Genomic DNA, 18418 nt, shown 5'->3' with positions numbered 1-18418 from the left:
GTTGGCGGAGGGAAACTTCTAGGCCCAGGCAGACGCCGCGCCGCCATCCGCTCACCTGATCCGGGCACTGCGGGTGAGTGAGCGGATGGCGTGCCGTCTGGCCGGGCTGTCGCGCTCCGCCTACCGGCGCCCCCTGCACCGGGAAACGGCCGCGGATCCGGACCGGGCATTACGCGACTGGCTCTGGGCGTAGGCGAAGAAGCACCCAAGATGGGGATACCGCAGGGCGTATCACGACGCCCTGCGCGGAGGGCTGGATGGTGAACCACAAGAAGATCCAGCGGCTGTGGCGCGAGGAGGGCCTCCGCGTGCCGCAACGTCGCCGCCGCAAACGCGTGGGTGCCTCCACCGCCGACGCGCCCTCCGCCTCGGCGCCGAACCTGGTGTGGGTGGTCGACTTCCAATTCGACAGCGACGAACGCGGCCGGCCGATCAAGATCTGCTCCATCGTCGACGAGCACACTCGCGAATGCATCGCAGGCCTGGCCGACCGTTCGATCACCGCCACGAAGCTCACCTGCCACCTCGAAGCGCTCGCCGCTGACCACGGCACCCCAGCGACGCTGCGCTACGACAACGGGCCCGAACTGATCAGTGAGGCCATGACGCACTGGGCCGGCACCCGCACCGGCCTGAGCTACATCCCGCCCGGGTCACCGTGGCGCAACGACTACATCGAATCGTTCAACAGCAGGACCCGCGACGAGTGCCTCAACATCAACACCTTCTACTCGCTACTCCACACCCGCGTAATGATCAGCGACTGGAAGACCGAGTACAACCACCACCGCCGGCACTCATCACTGGGCTACCTAACCCCAGCCGAGTACGCTCGGCAAAGCACCCAACAAACGCAAACCAACGACTCACACAACGTCCGAACCCAACCGCGGGGGCAGGTCACCCCGGTTCCCCAGGGACCCCATCGGACTCACTGCCCGGCAAAGTCGCCGTCGAATCACCCGGTCAGTCCGAGGGGTAGTGAAGCGACAGTTCCAGCAACTCATGAGCCTGCTTATGGGGGGGCGTGGTTAGCCTGTTTGTTATTGTGGTGTTTCGATACGCACTGTGTGGGTAGGAGTTTTATGATGTCTTTGTCTGCGCAACCAGGTGCCCCCGGTTACGGTGGCAGTTCTCACGCACCCCGCCCTAACCGCACACCCTACTTCGTGGCGATTGGTGTTCTCACTGTCGCCCTTGTCGCGGTCTTAGTGTGGGCCCTCTGGCCCACAAGTGGCGGATCTTCCTCTAACGCGTCGACCGAACCAACACCATCAACAACAGACACACAATCGGAACCACCACCGGCGTCAGAACCCACACCGACCCCCAGCACTGTTGCGCCTACAACGCAACAGCCACCAACGGACAACCCGATCAGGTCAAATCAAATCGCCGAGAGGTACGCCACACTGAACGAGGTTCTACCGAAAAAGCTCGAAAACTGGGAACTGGAACTCCAAGAAATAGGCAAGATCATAAAACCTGTCTACAGAGACGGCCAGAGGATGATCGTCTTCGTTGCTTTAGGTAGGCGTTCGAACCCGGAAAGGATAGGTGAGGGGCAGCAAGAGCTACAACAGTTTGATGGTGGTTGTTGCTATCTGAACCCGGCATCGACGAAAGAGAAGAGGTCGATTACGTGCGCCATGGAGTTGAAAGCTGCACCGGGACAAACGTTTATAATGACGAGCCGCTACGTTGACATTGATGAGATGGTGCGCGTGGCGAAAGCTCTCATCGCAATAGAAAAGTAGCCATCAACGACTGCAACACCGAACACAACCACCACAATCACCCGGCATGGGGCTACACCTCCCCGCATCCACCAAAACAAAACCAACAATCCACACAACAGCCCCCCATGGGGCGGTCCGCCCCTACCTACCCGGGGCCGCGAGTGAGTCTCGTCGGGACTCTGCCATCATTCGGCACATCAAGCAGGCATCTGGCTTCGATGGCCGATTCGATCGTCTGACCGGCGTCGAAATGACTGGCCTTGTCGTCCATGGAAGCAGCGACCAAGCCATTTAGCTCGACCTCTGCTTCGCCAGCTCATGGATCCCAACGACGACCTGCCCATCGCAATCCCCCGCGCTTACGGTGAGCCGTATGTCGTTGCCGCAGAGTCCCGCGTCCATGCACTTCAGCACAGAGGCTGCACCCAAGCCACTTGGTTAGGAGCAGGGCACCCGGCCAGAGGGCGATGACGGCAGCCTCGAAGGAGCCACCATCATCGTCCGCAGGACGCGTCGGATTTCCGCTCGCACAGGAATTTGTGGCGCTCACATGAGGTCGGGATGGAGAGAAAGGAACCGTAGCCGCTCCACTCACGCGCTTCTCCGCCCGACGAGGGAAACAAGCCGAGATAGTAGGTGGCCATGGTTACGCATCTACAACCAATAAGACGGTTCGGCGTCCGTGCGAGCCGCTACCGGTATGGTCCATGCTGGCGTTCGAGGGCATCCACCCTGCGGAAGTTGCCATCCATGATCATTGCTCACCATCCATTCAACGACACGTGAGGCCGTCGAGGCCCCATGTGGCTCACAATGAAGCGCCCTGGGTTTCGTTCCGTTCTTCAAGCAAGGATGGAACCGATGAATCAGAAGTACTCGCCCGAGATGCGCGAGCGCGCGCTGCGGATGCTCGACGAGGGTCCGCTGAAGGTTTGGTTGACCTCCGGGTTTATGCCGCCAGTGTAGCGGTTGGTTTCATGATGAGTTCGAACTCGACAGGGGAGAGTTTCCCGAGTCGGCGTTGACGGCGTTTGCGGTGATACTTGCCCTCGATCCAGGACACGATCGCCAGCCGTAGTTCCTCTCGTGTGCTCCAGGACCGTCGGTCGAGGACGTTCTTCTGCAGGAGCGCGAAGAACGACTCCATCGCAGCGTTGTCACCACAGGCCCCCACGCGGCCCATTGAGCCGCGGAGCCCGTGACGTTTCAGGGCTTTCAGGAAGCGTCTGGAGCGGAATTGAGAGCCGCGGTCCGAGTGCACGATCACCCCGGCCGGCTGCCCTCGGTGGGCCACTGCCATCTCGAGCGCGTTGACCGTGATGCGGGCCTTCATCCTGGTGTCGATCGAGTAGCCCACGATCCGGTTGGAGAACACATCCTTGATCGCACACAGATACACCTTTCCCTCACGAGTGCGGTGCTCGGTGATGTCGGTCAGCCATAGTTCATTGGGGCCCTCAGCGGTGAACTGACGCTGCACGAGGTCATCGTGGACCGGTGCCCCTGCCTTCTTGTAGCGCGATGTGCGTGTGACGATGACCGATTGGATGCCAGCGACCCGGCACAGCCGCCAGACTCTGCGCTCGGAGAGTGTGTAGCCCAGCTCGCCGATGTCGTCGGCCAGCACCCGGTAGCCGCCCTCGGGGTCGTCGGCATGGAGCTTGCGTAGCACGGCGATCAACTCACGTTCCTCGGCCTCACGCACCGAAATCGGCTGCTTGAGCCACTTGTAGTAGCCCTGTTTGGACAATCCCAGTATCCGGCACGCGACCGCCACCGGCACCCTCACCGGGGCACCGACAGCAGCCATCTCCTTGACGAGCGGATAGATCATTTTGGGGGTGTGATGTGAGCCTGCGACAGATACGCTGCTGCGCGGCGTAGCACCTCGTTTTCCATCTCCAACTCACGGATCCTACGCAAAGCCTGGGACATGTCCTTGCGTGCCTCGGGGTCCGTGGTCGGCGTCATCGCGTGAGACTGGAACCTCGCGTCGCGGACCCACGCCTGCAGCGTGGTCTTCGCGACACCCAGGTCCTTGACGACCTGCTTCTGCGGGATGCCTGAGGCGACAAGCGCGACCGCGTCGCGCTTGAACTCGTCGGTGTAAACGATCTTCGGCATGGATGCCATCCTTCCAGCACGACCCTTTCATGAGAGTCATGCGATCTTAGAGTCAACCAAACCGTCAGCAGTCCCTATCGCCTCGCTGACGGCACCGATTGCGAGATCATCACCTGGCTCGATGATTGCAGCCACTATGCCCTCCACATCACTGCCCACCGCCGAATCACAACACCCCTCGTGGTGGACACGTTCACCACAACCTGCGCGCTCTATGGAAAACCAGCTTCAACCCTGACTGATAACGGCATGGTCTACACCACCCGATTCAGCGGCAACCCCGGCCGCAACGGATTCGAAGCACTCCTGGCATCATGGAGCATTCGCCAAATCAACGGCAGAGGCGGCCATCCCCAAACCCAAGGCAAAGTCGAGCGGTTCCAGCAAACACTGAAGAAATGGTTACGCACCCAACCCGACCAGCCGACCACCGTGAACGAACTACAGCAACTCCTACACCAATTCCGCTACCGCTACAACCACCAACGACCCCACCGAGCCCTGCCTCACCACGCAGTCCCCGCCACTATCTACACCACCAAACCCAAAGCCACACCAAACACCACCCCACGCAGCCACGACAGAGTCCGCACCGACATCATCGACACCGCAGGCACCGTCACCCTACGAGTCAACGGCAAACTCCACCACATCGGCATCGGACGAACCCACGCACGAACCCGCGTCCTCATCCTCGCCCACGACCTCCACGTCACCATCATCAACGCCATCACCGGCGAAATCCTCCGCGAACTCACCATCGACCCCACCCGCGACTACCAACCCCAAACCCAAAACAAAAAAACCTGAACCCACAAAACGTGGGTTCAGGCTATTCCGATGTCCTGAGACATCACAGTTGTGGAGGCGGCGGGAATCGAACCCGCGTCCTTGAAAGGTGAGGCAAGTCTTCTCCGGGCGCAGCTGACGATGGCGTTGTTCTTGGTCTTGGCACTCACATCAGCACGTCGCCAACAGACCCAGTATCAGTGAAGTCCCACCTAGCTCCTGATACGCAAGCTAGGCAGCAAGCCCTCTAAATGAGGCCAGATTCCGAACCGAAGGCTCGTCCGGGCTGACCCTTCGATCGCTGATCAGGCAGCGAGAGCGAAGTCAGTGCTGTTCTTGTTGGCACTTATTGGTTTCCATGCATCGTTTACGAGATGAGCATGGCTTCTCGGCCCGCTTCCCTTGCGACTACCGTCCCAAGTCGAAACCGATCGCCCCCTGTTGAGTTGTCTCTCTATGATACACGCTTCAGCGGCGATAGCGATTACGCTGCGCCATGGCCCGTCGGGCCTCCCTATCCAGCTCCCGCTCCTTGATGGTCTGGCGCTTGTCCCAGTCCCTTTTACCGGTGGCGACAGCGATCTGCACCTTGGCGTAGCCGTCCTTGAAGTACAGCTGCAGCGGCACCAGCGTCGTGCCAGCCCCTTCGAGCGCGCGTGCGAGCTTGTTGATTTCCTTCGCGTTGAGCAATAGCTTGCGTGTGCGTCGGGCAGCGTGACTCCCCTGCCAAGAGTGGTGGTCGTACTCGGGAATGTTGGCATTAATCAACCACGCCTCGCCGTTCTCGATGGTGGCGTAGGCGTCGCCGATCGTGGCGCGCCCGTGACGTAGCGTCTTCACTTCCGTTCCGGTGAGCACCAGACCAGCCTCGTAGGTATCCCCGATGGCGTAGTCGTGCCGCGCCTTTTTATTCTGGGCGATCATCTTCTGGCCGGTCTCTCTAGGCATTGGGCCAGTATAGATTCACTCGTGCCAATCGGTGGAACTCAGCCGAACCAGCGGCTCATCGGATTCTTCACGCGGCCGTTCTCCCACACCATGAGGTGCAGGTGACAGCCAGTGGAATACCCGGTGGTGCCAACGTAGCCGATGGTCTGCCCCTTCGACACTCGCTGACCAACACCGACGATGTACCGCGACGCATGGTTATACCCTGTCGTCACGTTTACGCCGCCGATCCTGCCGTGATCGATCATGAGCCTGTTGCCGTAACCGCGGTTGTAGTAGCGCTCGGTGACGACGCCGTCGTAGGCAGCCTTCATGGGCGTGCCGCAGGACGCACCGAAATCAGTGCCATCGTGCAACTTGTACACGCCCGTCACGGGATGCACACGCATGCCGAACCGCGACGTGATGCGCGCGGGAACGGGGTTCATGAACCCTCTAGAGCTGCTGCTCGACGACTGCGTTGTAGCTGGCCGTTTTGACGTTCGAGAGCTCGTTGCCCGCTTGCTTGAACCGGAGCTTGTCTTTGGCTTCGACGCCGACGCGCTCTTCTTCGACGCAGCAGATTTCTCGGCAGCGGCGCGTTGTGCTTCCCGCTGCGCTGCGGCACGTTTTGCAGCGGCTTCTCGCTGACGCTTAGCTGCCTCCTCGCGCCGCTTGCGTTCCTCCTCCGCACGTTTGCGGTCGCGCTCAGCAATCTGGCTGTCGAGCTTTCCGGCTTCCGTTATACGCGCCTGAATGCGCTGTTCGACGGCTGCCGCGTCGTCCTCCATGTCCTGCTGAATGGCTTCTTCGCGCTGCAGCGCAGACGCTGCTTCGGAGGCGGCCGCGTCACGTGCGGCGACGAGATCTTCCACCCGAGCAGTCAGCCCAGCTGCCTCTTCCTTGGCCGCACGGCTCTCTTGCAGCTGCTCTGCCGCCGCCTGGCGTGCCTCAGCAGCCCTGCGTTCCGCCTCATCGGCGCGGGCCTGAGCCTGGTCGAGCTGCACGCGCAGCCGTTCCGCCTCGTCCAGTTCGAGCGCTGACACGTCGAAAAGAGTGTCTCCAAACTGAGCCTGCTGGTTGAGCTGGTTGGCGTCCGTTTCTGTGAGCAACAGTGCGAGGTTCACCAACGGGCCCTGCTTCTGCGTCACGAAGCTGACCTCTTGATCGATGCGCCTATTGAGAGCGTCGTAGGCGGCCTCCGCGGCGGCGACGTCGGCCTTGGCCTTCTCAAGCGCAACCTCCGCAGCCTCCAGCTCTTCCTGACGCTGCTGATCAAGCGCTTCCGACTCGGCCATCCGCGCTTCGGCCGCCGCCAGTGCCGCACGCGCATTTGCCAGTTCCGACTCGGCTTGCTGTAGCGCGTCGATAGCCTGGGCGTTCACTTCGTTCGCGTCGGCGACAGCCCCTTGCTGAGTGGCGATCTGCCCGGAAAGATCAGAACGCCGACCCTCCAACTGGCTGATCTGCTGACGAACACGATTGCGCTGATCGTCGAGATCATCAGCCGACGCGAGTGGCGCAACGGAGACGAACAAGGCACCGGCCGCGACAACAGCGAGGCTCGTTTGTACGATCATACGGACGGGCTTAGGGGGAAGGACCCGCATGCAGTCGTCTCCTTTCGTCAGACCTGCACGTATTTACGTGTAGCGAAAAGCGTAGGAATAATGGCGAGTGCGATACCCACCACAGCAATGATCAGGATTGCACTCAATAAGTCTGGCCACCCAATCCAAGGTAAAGTTGTGATTAAGGTTTGCGCCTTCTGCACAATGAGAAAGTAGTAGCCCACCGCCAACGTTGCCGACGCGATGAGGATGCCTATCAATCCCGCAACCAGTGATTCCAGCAGGAACGGAAGCACGATGTACAGGTTGGAGGCACCCACCAGCCGCATGATGCCGATCTCTCGCCTTCGGGTGAATGCAGCAATCCGGATGGTGTTGCTAATCTGCAGCGCAGCGGCAACCAGCAAGAACACCGACATAATGATCGTTGCCCACTGCACCGCAGACAGCGCCTTGAACATCGGGTCGAGCACATTGCGCAAGTCCTGCACCTGCTGCACGCCTTGCAGCCCCTCCGCCTCGCTCACCACGCCCTGGTAGTTCTCGGGATTCTTCAACTTCACGCGGAAGGAATCCTGCATCTGCTCCACGGTACGTGACGGGAGGATCGGCGAGTTCGCAAAGACGCGCTTGAACTCCTCGTACGCGTCTTCCTTCGACTCGTAGAACACCTGTGCGACCTCAGGGTTCGCCTTCAGCCTCTCCTCAATGGCCTGCCGTTGGGCATCCGTCGTTGCTACTTCCGGCTGGCAATTGCCACCCGAGGACGCTTCAATGCACAAGAACACGGAAATCTCGATCTTGTCGTACCAGCGTCCCTTCACCAAGTTCACCTCCGACGAGGTGAGCAGGCCTGCGCCAAACAGGGTGAGCGAGACGCCTACGGTGACGATGACAGCGATGGTCATGGCCAGGTTGCGACGCAGACCCGACCAAGTTTCGCGAAGCGTATGCCTCATGTGTGGTTCTCCTAAGCCTGCCCGTAAATACCCTTGGACTGATCGCGCACGAGCTCCCCACTCTTGAGCTCCAGCACGCGCCGCCGCATCTGGTCGACGATAGACGCATCATGGGTGGCCATGATGACCGTGGTTTCTGTGCGGTTGATGCGATCAAGCAGCTTCATGATGCCGACGCTCGTCTCCGGATCGAGGTTGCCGGTGGGCTCATCGGCGATGAGGATCTTCGGACGGTTCACGAAAGCTCGCGCGATAGCGACGCGCTGCTGCTCACCACCAGAGAGCTCCTCTCCCAGCCTGTCGTCCTTACCTTCGAGGCCGACCAATTCGAGCGTTTCGGGCACGATCCGCCGGATGTGCTTGCCAGATTTACCGATCACCTGCAGCGCGAACGCGACATTCTCGTAGACCGTTTTTCCAGGCAGCAGGCGGAAGTCTTGAAACACCATCCCCATCTGGCGACGCAGCTGTGGCACCTGCCACTGGTTCATCGTCGAGAGGTTCTTGCCCGCGACGTAGAGATTTCCCTTCGACGGCTTGTGCTCGCGAAGGATCAGACGAAGGAATGTTGATTTGCCTGAGCCGGACTGGCCGACCAGGAACACGAACTCGCCTTTTTCAATCTCCAGGTTGATATTCCTGAGGGCAGCAGTTTCCTGCCCAGGATAGAACTTGGTGACGTCCTCAAATTTGATCACGCAACAAACTCCGACCGCGTAGGGGAAGCTGAGAAACTCTCAGTGGGTCAAATTGAGTCTAGGTGCCGAGCAAAATCGTCGCGACTTTGACACGCCGTCACGCGTCGGTTTGCGTGCGCTTGCGCCAGCGGATGCCCGCGTCGATGAAATCGTCGATTTCACCGTCGAACACAGCGGCAGGATTGCCCTCTTCATGCTCGGTACGGAGATCCTTCACCATCTGGTAGGGGTGCATGACGTAGGAGCGCATCTGCGCACCCCACGAGTTGCCGCCGTCGCCCTTCAGCGCGTTCATCTCGGCCTCGCGCTCCTGGCGCGCGCGCTCCAGCAGCCGCGCCTGGAGCACGCGCAGCGCAGCCGCCCGGTTCTGGATCTGCGACTTCTCGTTCTGACAGCTCACGACGATGCCCGTGGGAATGTGCGTGATGCGCACCGCCGAGTCGGTGGTGTTGACCGACTGGCCGCCTGGCCCTGAAGAACGAAACACGTCGATGCGGATGTCTTGCTCCGGGATGTCGATGTGGTCGGTGTCCTCCGTAACGGGGAGCACCTCAACGCCCGCGAACGACGTCTGCCGGCGTCCCTGGTTGTCGAACGGCGAGATACGCACGAGCCGATGCGTGCCCTGTTCTACCGACAGCGTGCCGTACGCGAACGGAGCTTTGACGGCGAACGTCGCCGATTTCAGGCCAGCCTCTTCCGCATACGACGTGTCGTACACCTCAACGGTGTAGCCGTGACGGTCTGCCCAGCGCGTGTACATGCGCATCAGCATCTCGGCGAAGTCAGCAGCATCGACGCCGCCTGCCTCTGAGCGGATGGTGACCAGCGCGTCGCGGGGGTCGTACTCGCCCGACAGCAGCGTACGCACCTCGAGCGCCTCGATTTCTTTGCTGAGACGCTGCAACTCGGCATCAACTTCGTGCTCGGTATCCTCGTCGGCTTCCTCTTCGGCAAGCTCGAGCATGACAGTGGCGTCTTCTAACCGACTGCGCAAGCCTTCCAGACGCTCCAGCTCAGAGCTCTTCTGCGAAAGCGCCGACGTGACGCGTTGCGCATTGTCCTGGTCATCCCACAGGTCGGGGGCTGCCGCCTGCTCTTGGAGCGTCGCGATCTCGTCTTTCAGCTTCGGGATGTCGGCAACTGTCTCGATCGACTGCAGTGAGTGATCGAGCTCCTGAATACGCATTTCGAGATCCTGGTGAGCCACAATCGGTCATTCTAGCTGCGCATCCGAAGACTCGCAGTCTGCTTGGTCGCAGACGGGCGTCCGGTCGTCTAGCCTGGGCTGCATGGTTGGACAGTTCAACGACGACCTCAAGCTCGCACACATGATGGCTGACAACGCCGACTCCATTACGATGAGCCGGTTCAAGGCCACGGACCTGAAGTTTCGCACCAAACCCGATGACACGCCCGTGACTGACGCGGATACCGCCGTTGAGGAGTCTATCCGCATCACGCTGTCTCGTAGCCGCCCGCGTGACGGGATCGTCGGAGAAGAATTGGGGTCGACGGGTGAGCGTGATCGCCGCTGGATCGTTGACCCCATCGACGGCACCAAGAATTTCCTGCGCGGCGTCCCCGTGTGGGCCACGCTGATCGCACTCGAACACGCCGGCGAGATCGTCGCTGGTGTTGTCTCCGCTCCAGCGCTCGGACGGCGGTGGTGGGCGTCACTTGACAGTGGCGCCTTCACCGGCCGCAACATTCTCAACGCGACACAGCTCCATGTCTCTCATGTAGAGAGCGTCGCCGACGCGTCCCTGTCGTACTCCTCGCTCAACGGCTGGGTGGAGTCGCGGCGCGGACAGGGCTTCGTCAACCTCATGCGCGACGCCTGGCGCACCCGCGCCTACGGCGATTTCTGGAGCTACATGCTGGTAGCGGAGGGGGCCGTCGACATCGCGAGCGAGCCAGAGCTCGAGCTGCACGACATGGCGGCGCTCGACATCATCGTTCGTGAGGCCGGCGGCAGGTTCACCAATCTCGACGGCACGGACGGCGTTGCAGGGCCAGGCGCGCTGGCAACGAACGGGCGCCTGCACGAAACGGTGCTGAGATACCTCAACGGCTGAGGTTCGCTACGGCAACACACGCACCTTGATGGTGCCGTCGATGCCCGCCAGCTGCTCGAGCATGCCCTCTTCGGGTGCACCTTCGACGTCAGTGACCGCGTAACCGATGTCATCTTTCGTGGCCAACGACTGCGCGCCAATGTTCAAATCACTGTTCGCGAGAATGCGGTTGAACGCCGCCATCACGCCCGGCACGTTGTGGTGCAGGTGGAGGATACGACGGTATTTCAGCGGCGTGGTGGCGATCTCGGGCATGTTGACCGACATGGATGTCGAGCCCTCAAACTCGTAGTCAGCGAACTTTCCAGCGACGTAGCGCCCGATATTTTCCTGGGCCTCTAGCGTTGATCCTCCCACGTGCGGAGTGAGAATCACGTTGGGCATCCCCCGCAGCACAGACTCGAACTCAGTGCTGCGTTTTTTAGGTTCCTGCGGGAACACATCGATAGCGGCTCCGGATACGTGCCCAGATGCGAGCGCCGCGTGCAGCGCCTCATGGTCGACGACATGCCCGCGGCACAGGTTCAAGAACATGGCACGGGGCTTCATCTTGGCGAACTCGTCTGCGCCGAAGAACATGGTGTTCTCCACTCGCCCATCGACATGCAGCGTCACGGTGTCGGAGTTGGCAAGAAGTTCGTCGAGCGTCTCACAGCGTCGGGCGTTGCCCAGCGGCAATTTATCGGCGATGTCGTAGTACAACACGCGCATTCCGAACGACTCGGCCAACACGGACAGCTGTGCGCCAATGTTGCCGTACCCGACGATGCCGAGCGTGCGCCCACGGATTTCGTGGGAGCCGATCGCCGACTTCTCCCATACGCCGGCGTGCATGTTTTGGTTCTTCTCCGCCAGGCGACGAGCCAACATGACGATCTCGCCAATCACGAGTTCGACGACGGAGCGAGTGTTCGAGTAGGGGGCGTTGAACACCGGGAGGCCGGCGCGCGATGCGGCAGTGAGATCAATCTGGTTCGTGCCGATGCAAAACGCACCGATAGCGCGCAAATCAGGCGCGTTGGCGATGACCTCGTCGGTGACGGTGGTGGTGGAACGAATACCTAGATAGTGCACTCCGCGCAGCGCCTCGACGAGTTCGTCTAGGCCGAGCGCCTTCGGGCGTGTGTCGACCTCGAAACCTCGCTCGGTCAGGAGTCGGTGGGCTTCGTCGTGGATGTTCTCGAGGAGTAGCGCTTTCACAACTGTGCATGCTAGCCCAGTGTGGGAATGTCGTTCGCGCCTGCGTCTCAGAGACTGAGGGACGAGCGGAGCAACTCACGCGTGTACGGATGCTCCGGATTGTGGAACACAGCATCCACTGGCCCCTCCTCGACGATGCGTCCTTCGGTGACCACCACCACACGCGTGCACAACTTCTCGACGGTGGGTAGGTCATGGCTGATGATCATCATCGCAAGGTTCCTGGCCTGGGCTTCGTCGTGCAACACCTGCAATACCTGGGCGCGAACGAGCACGTCCAACGCGGAAACCGGCTCGTCGGCGACGAGCAACTCCGGGTCCGCAATGAGCGCCCGGGCGATGGCAACGCGCTGGCGCTGCCCGCCGGAAAGCTGGTGGGGAAACCGTCGGGCCAATGCCGGGTCGAGGCCCACCGAGGTCATCAATGTGGCCAGTTCGTCCTTTGTGGCGGCGCGGTGAAGGGGCTCGGCGATGATGGCTCCCACGCGCATGCGCGAGTTCAGTGACGCGTTCGGGTCTTGATACACCAGCGAGGCAGAACGGCGGAGCTCACGTACGCCCTCATTCAAAGGATGGCCTCGAAAGCGCACCTCCCCTCGGGAGGGTTGCACCAAGCCGAGCAGCATCCTGGCAATCGTGGTTTTTCCTGACCCCGATCTCCCGACGATGCCTACCCGCTCCCCTACGTCGATGGCGAGATTCACGTTCTGCACCGCGATGAAGGGGGCACCCCGTCGGCGGTAGGTGACCTCCCCATCGACGATCTCCACCAGCGTCATAGCTCTCCCCTCGCCGCCGCGATCAGTCGGGCTGTGTACTCGCACCGCGGCTGCTCGATGATCCGCTCGATGGGGCCTTCCTCGACGATGCGGCCGCCTTGCATGACGATGACCCGCGAACAGATTGCTTTCACCACCGCAAGGTCGTGCGAGATAAAGAGCGCCGAGCGGTTGGTGAGTACCTCGTCGAGCACGTGCAGAATCTGGCGTTGCACGATCACGTCGAGGGCTGTCGTCGGCTCGTCGCAGATCACCAGGCCAGGTTTGTTGACGATAGCCATGGCGATCAGTGCCCGCTGCCGTTGCCCGCCGGAGAGCTGGTGCGGGTAGGAGTCGGCAACCCGTTCGGGTTCGGTGAATCCCACGCGGACGAGTTCTTCGACGACGGTGCGACGTTTACCGCTGCGCTGATCGTGAAGCGCGATGGCCTCGGCGATTTGCCTCCCCACCCGCATGGTCGGGTCAAGTGCGGTCATGGGCTCTTGGAACACCATCGAGATGTCGGAGCCCCGGAGCTTGCGGTAGTCGCGGTCGCGCAGACCGACGAGTTCCCGGCCGTCCCATTGGATGCTGCCGCTCACCTGCGCGGTTTCTGACAGGAGGCCCGCGATCGTGAGCGCCGTCACTGATTTTCCGGAGCCGGATGCCCCAATGATGCCCAACCGTTCGGTGCTGTCCACGTCGAACGAGACATCGTCGATGACCGCCGTCGAGCCGAAGCGGACGGTCAGCCCTTCCACCACGAGTGTCATGCTCGCTCCCTGAGCTTCGGATCCAGCACATCGCGCAGCCCGTCGCCGAGCAAGTTGAACCCCAGCGTCGCAATCGCGATGGCAAGCCCTGGCCACAGCGCGAGCATGGGCGTCGAGAACAGGTCGTTTTGTGCGTCGCGCAACATGCGGCCCCACGTCGGTGTGTCGGGGCCACTCCCGAGCCCCAGGTACGACAGTCCGGCTTCCGCGAGAATCGCGATGCCGAAGCTGACGGATGATTGCACCCACACCACCGGCGCGATGTTGGGCCACACGTGGCGCCTCGCGACGGTGAATGCGCCAACGCCTGCGAGCTTGGCGGCTTCGACGTAGGGCTGGCTCATCACCTGCAGCGTCTCCGCTCGGGTGACGCGTACGAAGGCTGGAATTGTTGAGATTCCGATGGCCATCACGGCAGTCCACGTGGAGCCGCCCAACGCCGCTGCGAACAAGATTGCGAGCAGCAGGGCAGGGAATCCGTAGAGTACGTCGGCCAAGCGCGCGGGAATCTCGCCCCAGGCACGGGGCAGCATCGCCGCTGCGACGCCCATGGGCACACCGATCACGGCTGCGCCCACCACCGCAAGCACACCGACCAGAATGACGATTTTCGCGCCCGCCATGAGCCGGGAAAGGACGTCGGTGCCGTACGCGTCGGTGCCCAGCACATGCGGCCAGCTCGGCTCAAGCAGCGGATCTGGGCCATTGGCCGTCGGGCTAAACGGTGTCCAGAACAAACCGACGCCAGCGATGACGAGCACCAGCGCGATGCATGCGGCGCCGATCCACAGCGATGAGTTCCGCAGCATCATGCCTCCCGCTTCAGTCGGGGGTCGATGGCTTGGTAGGTGACGTCAACGATGAAGTTGATGAACAGCACGGCCCACACCAGCAGCAGCACGATGCCCTGCACGACGACGAGGTCGCGTTGCGTCACGGCGTACAGCAGCTTGGAGCCGAGGCCGGGTAGCGCGAAGACCTGCTCGATAATGATGGCGCCGACGAGCAGCGTCGCAATCTGCAGACCGATCACCGTCAACAGTGAAATGGAGATGTTACGCATACCGTGACGCCACAGCGCCCCGAGCTTTCCCCAACCGACGGCGCGCGCGGTACGGAAGTAGTCGGTGTGCAGCACCTCGATCACCGCGCTTCGTACATACCTGCTCATCACGCTGGCTTGAACGATCGACAGGGCTGCCACCGGAAGCACCAAGTGCGCCGCCCACTGTCCGGCCGACTGAGTGATGGGCACGTAGCCACCCGCAGGCAGCCACCCCAGATGCACAGAGAACAAAACGACGAGCCAGATGCCGGCCCAGAACGCCGGCACTGCAAGCCCGATCTGGGACAGCGCCGAGACCGTAATGCCGTCGACATGGCGCCGCCTCACGGCAGCGAATGCGCCGACGGGCAAGGCGATGGCGAGGGAACCCACGGTCGCCAGCCCGACCAACCATCCCGAGACGCCCAGCGCGGGAAGCACCGTCGCCGTGACCGATCGGCCGCTGATCATCGAGGTTCCGAAATCTCCGACGAGCACGCCGCCCAACCACTCGGCATATCGCGCGAGGAAGGGCCTGTTGAGGCCGAGCTCCTGGCGCAGCGCCTCAACATCTTCGGGCGTAGCGTTCGTGCCCAAGAGGACATTCGCGATATCGCCGGGCAGGAGATTCGTCGCCGCAAAGATCAGTAGCGACGCGAGGAGCAAGCTGCCCGCGAACCATGCCAGCCTGCGGATCAGGGGCATACTCTCACTCCGACGATGCGATTGTAGTCACATCGAACGATAGCGAAATCTGGTCTTTCTGGACGCCGGAAATGCTCGGTTTGGTGATGATGATGTTGGGCAGCAGGAACAGCCAGTCCGCCGCTGCGTCCTCGGCGAGCAGCCGAGCGGCCTCCTTCTGTTTGGATACGAATTCTTCAGCAGTGCCTCGGTCGGATTCTTCCATGAGCTTCGTGAACGCAGGGTTGGAATAGCCTGCATAGTTGTCGGAGGCATACATCGCGAGGTCACGAGGTTCGACATGCGCGACGATCGTCATGTCGTAATCGCCCTTGGTGAAGACGAGGTCCAACCACCGGCTGAACTCCAGTTCCTCGATCTTCACGGTGATACCGACATCGGCGAGCTGCGACTGAATAGAGCGCGCCGCCGCAGTGGCATACGGGAGCGTCGGAACACGAAGGCGTAGGGTGAGCCCGCTCGCCTCGCCTGCTTGGGCGAGCAGTTCCTTGGCCTTGGCGGGGTCGTGCGGGTAGGTCTGACTCAGATCTTCGTACCAAGGTTCGGTGGGCGGGACCATCGAACCGATGAGAGCGCCCTTGCCGCCCCATGCCGAGTTGATGACCGCCTGCCTATCGATGGCGTGGTTGATAGCCTGGCGCACTTCCTTCTTCGCCAGCGCGGGGTTCTGGTGGTTGAAGGTGAGCACCACTTCGCCATCGGTGTAGCCTTCGAGCACGGTGAAGCGGGACTTGTCGGAGAACTGGCCCAGCGCCTGCGGCACCGTGAGGTTTGAGACGATGTCGAGTTGGCCCGAGAGCATGGCGGTGTTCATGGCGTTCGGGTCTGCATAGAAGCGGAAGTTGACCTCGTCGAAGTGGGGCGGCGTGCCCCAGTAGTTCTCGTTGCGCACCAACTGCACTAGCGAACCTGGCTCCCACTTCCCCAGCTTGTACGGCCCGGAGCCCGCGGGGGTTTGGTTGAGCGACTTCACGTCGGCCTTGGGGTTGACGACGATACCGCCCGTGGAGGAGAGCGCAGAGAGGAAGAAATTGGAGGGAGCAGAGAGTGTGAGCTCGACGGTCTGAGCATCCAACGCGCGCGCTGCTTTGAGGGGCGCGAAGTCTGCTTTGACTCTCTTCTTGCCCTCGCCGTCGATGATGCGCTGGAAGCTGTGCGCTACAGCCTCAGCGGTGACGGGTGAGCCATCAGCAAACTTTGCCGCCTTGTCGAGGTGGAAGATGTAGGTGAGACCGTCGTCGGAGATCTGCCAGTCTGTGGCGAGCAGGGGCTGCACCTCGCGGTCGGGGCCGAGCTTCACCAGGGTTTCGTACACGTTGTACAACAGCACGAACGGCGTTCCTGCCCCATCGACGGTGATCATGTCCATCCCAGCGGGTTCGACGGTCGCGCCGATCTCGACCTTCTTGGTTTGTTTCGCTGGTTGCTCACCTGTTCCACCTGGTGAGCCACCCGAACACGCTGCCATCAGTACGACGACCAGTAGCGCCGAAACGAGGTTGAGAAGGCGACGAGCCTGCATAGTGCAACTCCTGCATGTGGTCAATAGGTCCGCATCAGTCTAACCGCACTCGCGCGCGGCCTCGCGTCAGACTCCTCATTGGCGTGACGAAAGAGTTCGGGAGGGCGCTGGGGACCATGCCCAGCACCCTCCCGACAAGGTCGCGTGGGTTACTTCACCAAGCGCAATGCGAACGGGTAACGGTACGTCTCACCTTTATTCGCAGCAAGCGCCGCGAGGATGCAGAAGACGAGGTTGAGAATGCCGATAATCGGTCCAGTAACGAGCCCGATGAATACAAATGACAGCGCACCCGAGATGATGTAGCCGATGGCGACGGTGATCTGGAAGTTGAGCGCTTCCTTAGCTTGATCCGTGCTGAAGGCCTTGCGGGGGTCGTCCTTGCTCACCAACCAGATGATCAGCGGTCCAATAAACGCTGTCACAATGCCAAGTACGTGAGCAAGCATCGCCATCGTGTTTTCCGACGAGTTGCCACGCGGCTGGTAACCGCCTGGGTGGGGGTTGTTAGGCGGGAAATTGTTCGCCTGGGACATGGGCGTCTCCTTCTCTTCTTCAGTAGCAGGGGTGCGCAATCTCGCTGCTGGTTCCCCTCGCATTCAAGAGTAGTGGAGATAGGGGTCACTACTGCAGACTGCGCGGTGGTTGGGTCGGATATGCAGCAAACTGCCTTCTAGATACGAGCAGCACACTCGACGCCCCTGCCCTGACGCGGACACCGCGGGCGTCGAGCGTGCCCGCTAGCGGTCGTAGACCCGTGATCGATGGTCAACATCGACGACGAGAATGAGGACTGAACTGTCATCGATATGGGCAATGATCCGCCAGTTGCCGACACGCCAACGCCACAGGCCTGCGAAGTCTGCAGTGAGCGCTTTGCCGCGGTTGCGCGGGTCATCCTGGGCGACTTCACGCAAATAGCTCACGATCCGTCGCTGGATAGGCTTGTCGAGCTTCCGGAACGTCTTGGCAGCCTTCTCAGTGAAGTCAATCGACCAAGTCACAGTCAGCCATCAACTCATCCAGAGAGACTGTTGCCAAACGGCCAGCCCGCACATCTTCCACATCAGCCATGAGCCCATAGATGTGTTCCAGCTCATCGAGATGCTGCTCGACAGCCTGCCGCAAGTAGAAACTCTGGGACCGCCCCGTTCGCTCAGCCAATGCGGCCAGCCGTGCACTCGTTTCGGCATCCAGCCTTACACTCGTAGCAGTCATCGTTCACGCACCTCCAACCACAAGTATAACTACGTGTAGTCACCTTCGGGACTCTGGCCGGGCACGTGTGCGTGTCCACCGCGACCGACGTATCGCCGCGTAGCCGCGCCTCCACCTGCCCAATCGCGCTCGTCGAACATGGGGACATGGCTTCCCGAACTCAGAACCCATGCTTAACTTCACCCACTGCCAGCGCCCTCTCTGGGATTCTGCTGAGGGATCTCTGTGAGAAAAAGAACTCCCGCCCAACCGAAGTTGGACGGGCGCCCGATTTCGTAGCGGGGACAGGATTTGAACCTGTGACCTCTGGGT

Annotated in this window: 17 protein-coding genes, 1 other RNA gene and 1 pseudogene; 3 read left to right on the top strand and 16 right to left on the bottom strand. The window is 61.3% G+C overall.

Translation table 11 applies throughout. From position 1 onward, the window contains the following. Positions 1-887: pseudogene (locus Q0X61_RS09620) on the top strand (IS3 family transposase); the annotation flags it as partial. Between the two features lie 1801 nt (positions 888-2688). On the opposite strand, the gene Q0X61_RS09615 reads toward Q0X61_RS09620, so the two are convergent. Then, a protein-coding gene (locus tag Q0X61_RS09615; protein WP_297742312.1) for an IS3 family transposase occupies positions 2689-3863 on the bottom strand; the annotation gives its coding sequence in 2 pieces (ribosomal slippage) (positions 2689-3584 and positions 3584-3863; 1176 coding nt in all). Positions 3864-3968: 105 nt separating this feature from the next. Between Q0X61_RS09615 and Q0X61_RS09610 the strand changes: the two genes are divergently transcribed. Further along, the gene (locus Q0X61_RS09610; protein ID WP_367270733.1) at positions 3969-4673 is read left to right on the top strand and encodes an integrase core domain-containing protein; all 705 of its coding nucleotides are present in this window, start codon (positions 3969-3971) and stop codon (positions 4671-4673) included. A 49-nt stretch (positions 4674-4722) separates the two neighbouring features. Here Q0X61_RS09610 and ssrA read toward each other — a convergent pair. From ssrA to prfB, 6 genes are all read right to left on the bottom strand, one after another. After that, positions 4723-5091: a transfer-messenger RNA gene (ssrA, locus tag Q0X61_RS09605) on the bottom strand. Positions 5092-5120: 29 nt separating this feature from the next. After that, positions 5121-5600: an SsrA-binding protein SmpB gene (gene smpB / locus Q0X61_RS09600; RefSeq protein ID WP_297742311.1), complete on the bottom strand. Its 480-nt coding sequence runs from the start codon at positions 5598-5600 to the stop codon at positions 5121-5123. 38 nt (positions 5601-5638) lie between these two features. Continuing rightward, positions 5639-7189, bottom strand: coding sequence for a M23 family metallopeptidase (locus tag Q0X61_RS09595; protein WP_297742310.1), 1551 nt, complete (start codon positions 7187-7189; stop codon positions 5639-5641). 17 nt (positions 7190-7206) lie between these two features. Next, on the bottom strand, positions 7207-8109 hold the full coding sequence (gene ftsX, locus Q0X61_RS09590) for a permease-like cell division protein FtsX (protein WP_297742309.1): 903 nt from the start codon (positions 8107-8109) through the stop codon (positions 7207-7209). A gap of 11 nt (positions 8110-8120) precedes the next feature. Next, positions 8121-8807: a cell division ATP-binding protein FtsE gene (ftsE, locus tag Q0X61_RS09585; protein WP_297742308.1), complete on the bottom strand. Its 687-nt coding sequence runs from the start codon at positions 8805-8807 to the stop codon at positions 8121-8123. 97 nt (positions 8808-8904) lie between these two features. Beyond that, a complete protein-coding gene (gene prfB / locus Q0X61_RS09580) occupies positions 8905-10017 on the bottom strand; it encodes a peptide chain release factor 2 (protein WP_297742307.1) in 1113 nt (370 codons plus the stop codon). An 82-nt stretch (positions 10018-10099) separates the two neighbouring features. Between prfB and hisN the strand changes: the two genes are divergently transcribed. After that, the gene (gene hisN, locus Q0X61_RS09575) at positions 10100-10885 is read left to right on the top strand and encodes a histidinol-phosphatase (RefSeq protein ID WP_297742306.1); all 786 of its coding nucleotides are present in this window, start codon (positions 10100-10102) and stop codon (positions 10883-10885) included. 6 nt (positions 10886-10891) lie between these two features. On the opposite strand, the gene serA is transcribed toward hisN, so the two are convergent. The 9 genes from serA to Q0X61_RS09530 form a co-directional block, all read right to left on the bottom strand. After that, positions 10892-12085: a phosphoglycerate dehydrogenase gene (gene serA / locus Q0X61_RS09570; protein ID WP_297742305.1), complete on the bottom strand. Its 1194-nt coding sequence runs from the start codon at positions 12083-12085 to the stop codon at positions 10892-10894. Positions 12086-12132: 47 nt separating this feature from the next. Then, positions 12133-12864: an ABC transporter ATP-binding protein gene (locus Q0X61_RS09565; RefSeq protein WP_297742304.1), complete on the bottom strand. Its 732-nt coding sequence runs from the start codon at positions 12862-12864 to the stop codon at positions 12133-12135. Next, complete coding sequence (locus Q0X61_RS09560) at positions 12861-13616, bottom strand: ABC transporter ATP-binding protein (RefSeq protein ID WP_297742303.1); 756 nt, start codon at positions 13614-13616, stop codon at positions 12861-12863. Before Q0X61_RS09560 ends, Q0X61_RS09565 begins: the two co-directional genes overlap by 4 nt. Continuing rightward, positions 13613-14428 (bottom strand): ABC transporter permease, encoded by an 816-nt coding sequence (locus tag Q0X61_RS09555; protein WP_297742302.1) that lies wholly within the window; start codon positions 14426-14428, stop codon positions 13613-13615. Before Q0X61_RS09555 ends, Q0X61_RS09560 begins: the two co-directional genes overlap by 4 nt. Beyond that, a complete protein-coding gene (locus Q0X61_RS09550; RefSeq protein ID WP_297742301.1) occupies positions 14425-15366 on the bottom strand; it encodes an ABC transporter permease in 942 nt (313 codons plus the stop codon). Before Q0X61_RS09550 ends, Q0X61_RS09555 begins: the two co-directional genes overlap by 4 nt. Positions 15367-15370: 4 nt before the next feature. Beyond that, entirely contained in the window at positions 15371-16888 is a 1518-nt protein-coding gene (locus Q0X61_RS09545) for an ABC transporter substrate-binding protein (protein ID WP_297742300.1), read from the bottom strand. A gap of 149 nt (positions 16889-17037) precedes the next feature. Next, a complete protein-coding gene (locus Q0X61_RS09540; protein ID WP_297742299.1) occupies positions 17038-17424 on the bottom strand; it encodes a DUF4870 domain-containing protein in 387 nt (128 codons plus the stop codon). Between the two features lie 204 nt (positions 17425-17628). After that, positions 17629-17892 carry a type II toxin-antitoxin system RelE/ParE family toxin gene (locus Q0X61_RS09535; RefSeq protein WP_297742298.1) on the bottom strand — a complete coding sequence of 88 codons (264 nt, stop codon included), beginning with the start codon at positions 17890-17892 and terminating at the stop codon, positions 17629-17631. Next, positions 17876-18106: a TraY domain-containing protein gene (locus Q0X61_RS09530; protein WP_297742297.1), complete on the bottom strand. Its 231-nt coding sequence runs from the start codon at positions 18104-18106 to the stop codon at positions 17876-17878. Before Q0X61_RS09530 ends, Q0X61_RS09535 begins: the two co-directional genes overlap by 17 nt. Between the last annotated feature and the right edge of the window lie 312 nt (positions 18107-18418).

This window comes from uncultured Tessaracoccus sp. (assembly GCF_947255005.1).
Classification (GTDB): domain Bacteria; phylum Actinomycetota; class Actinomycetes; order Propionibacteriales; family Propionibacteriaceae; genus Arachnia.
The sequence above is the reverse complement of the archived record's forward strand: the minus strand, read 5'-3'. Positions and strand labels throughout refer to the sequence as shown.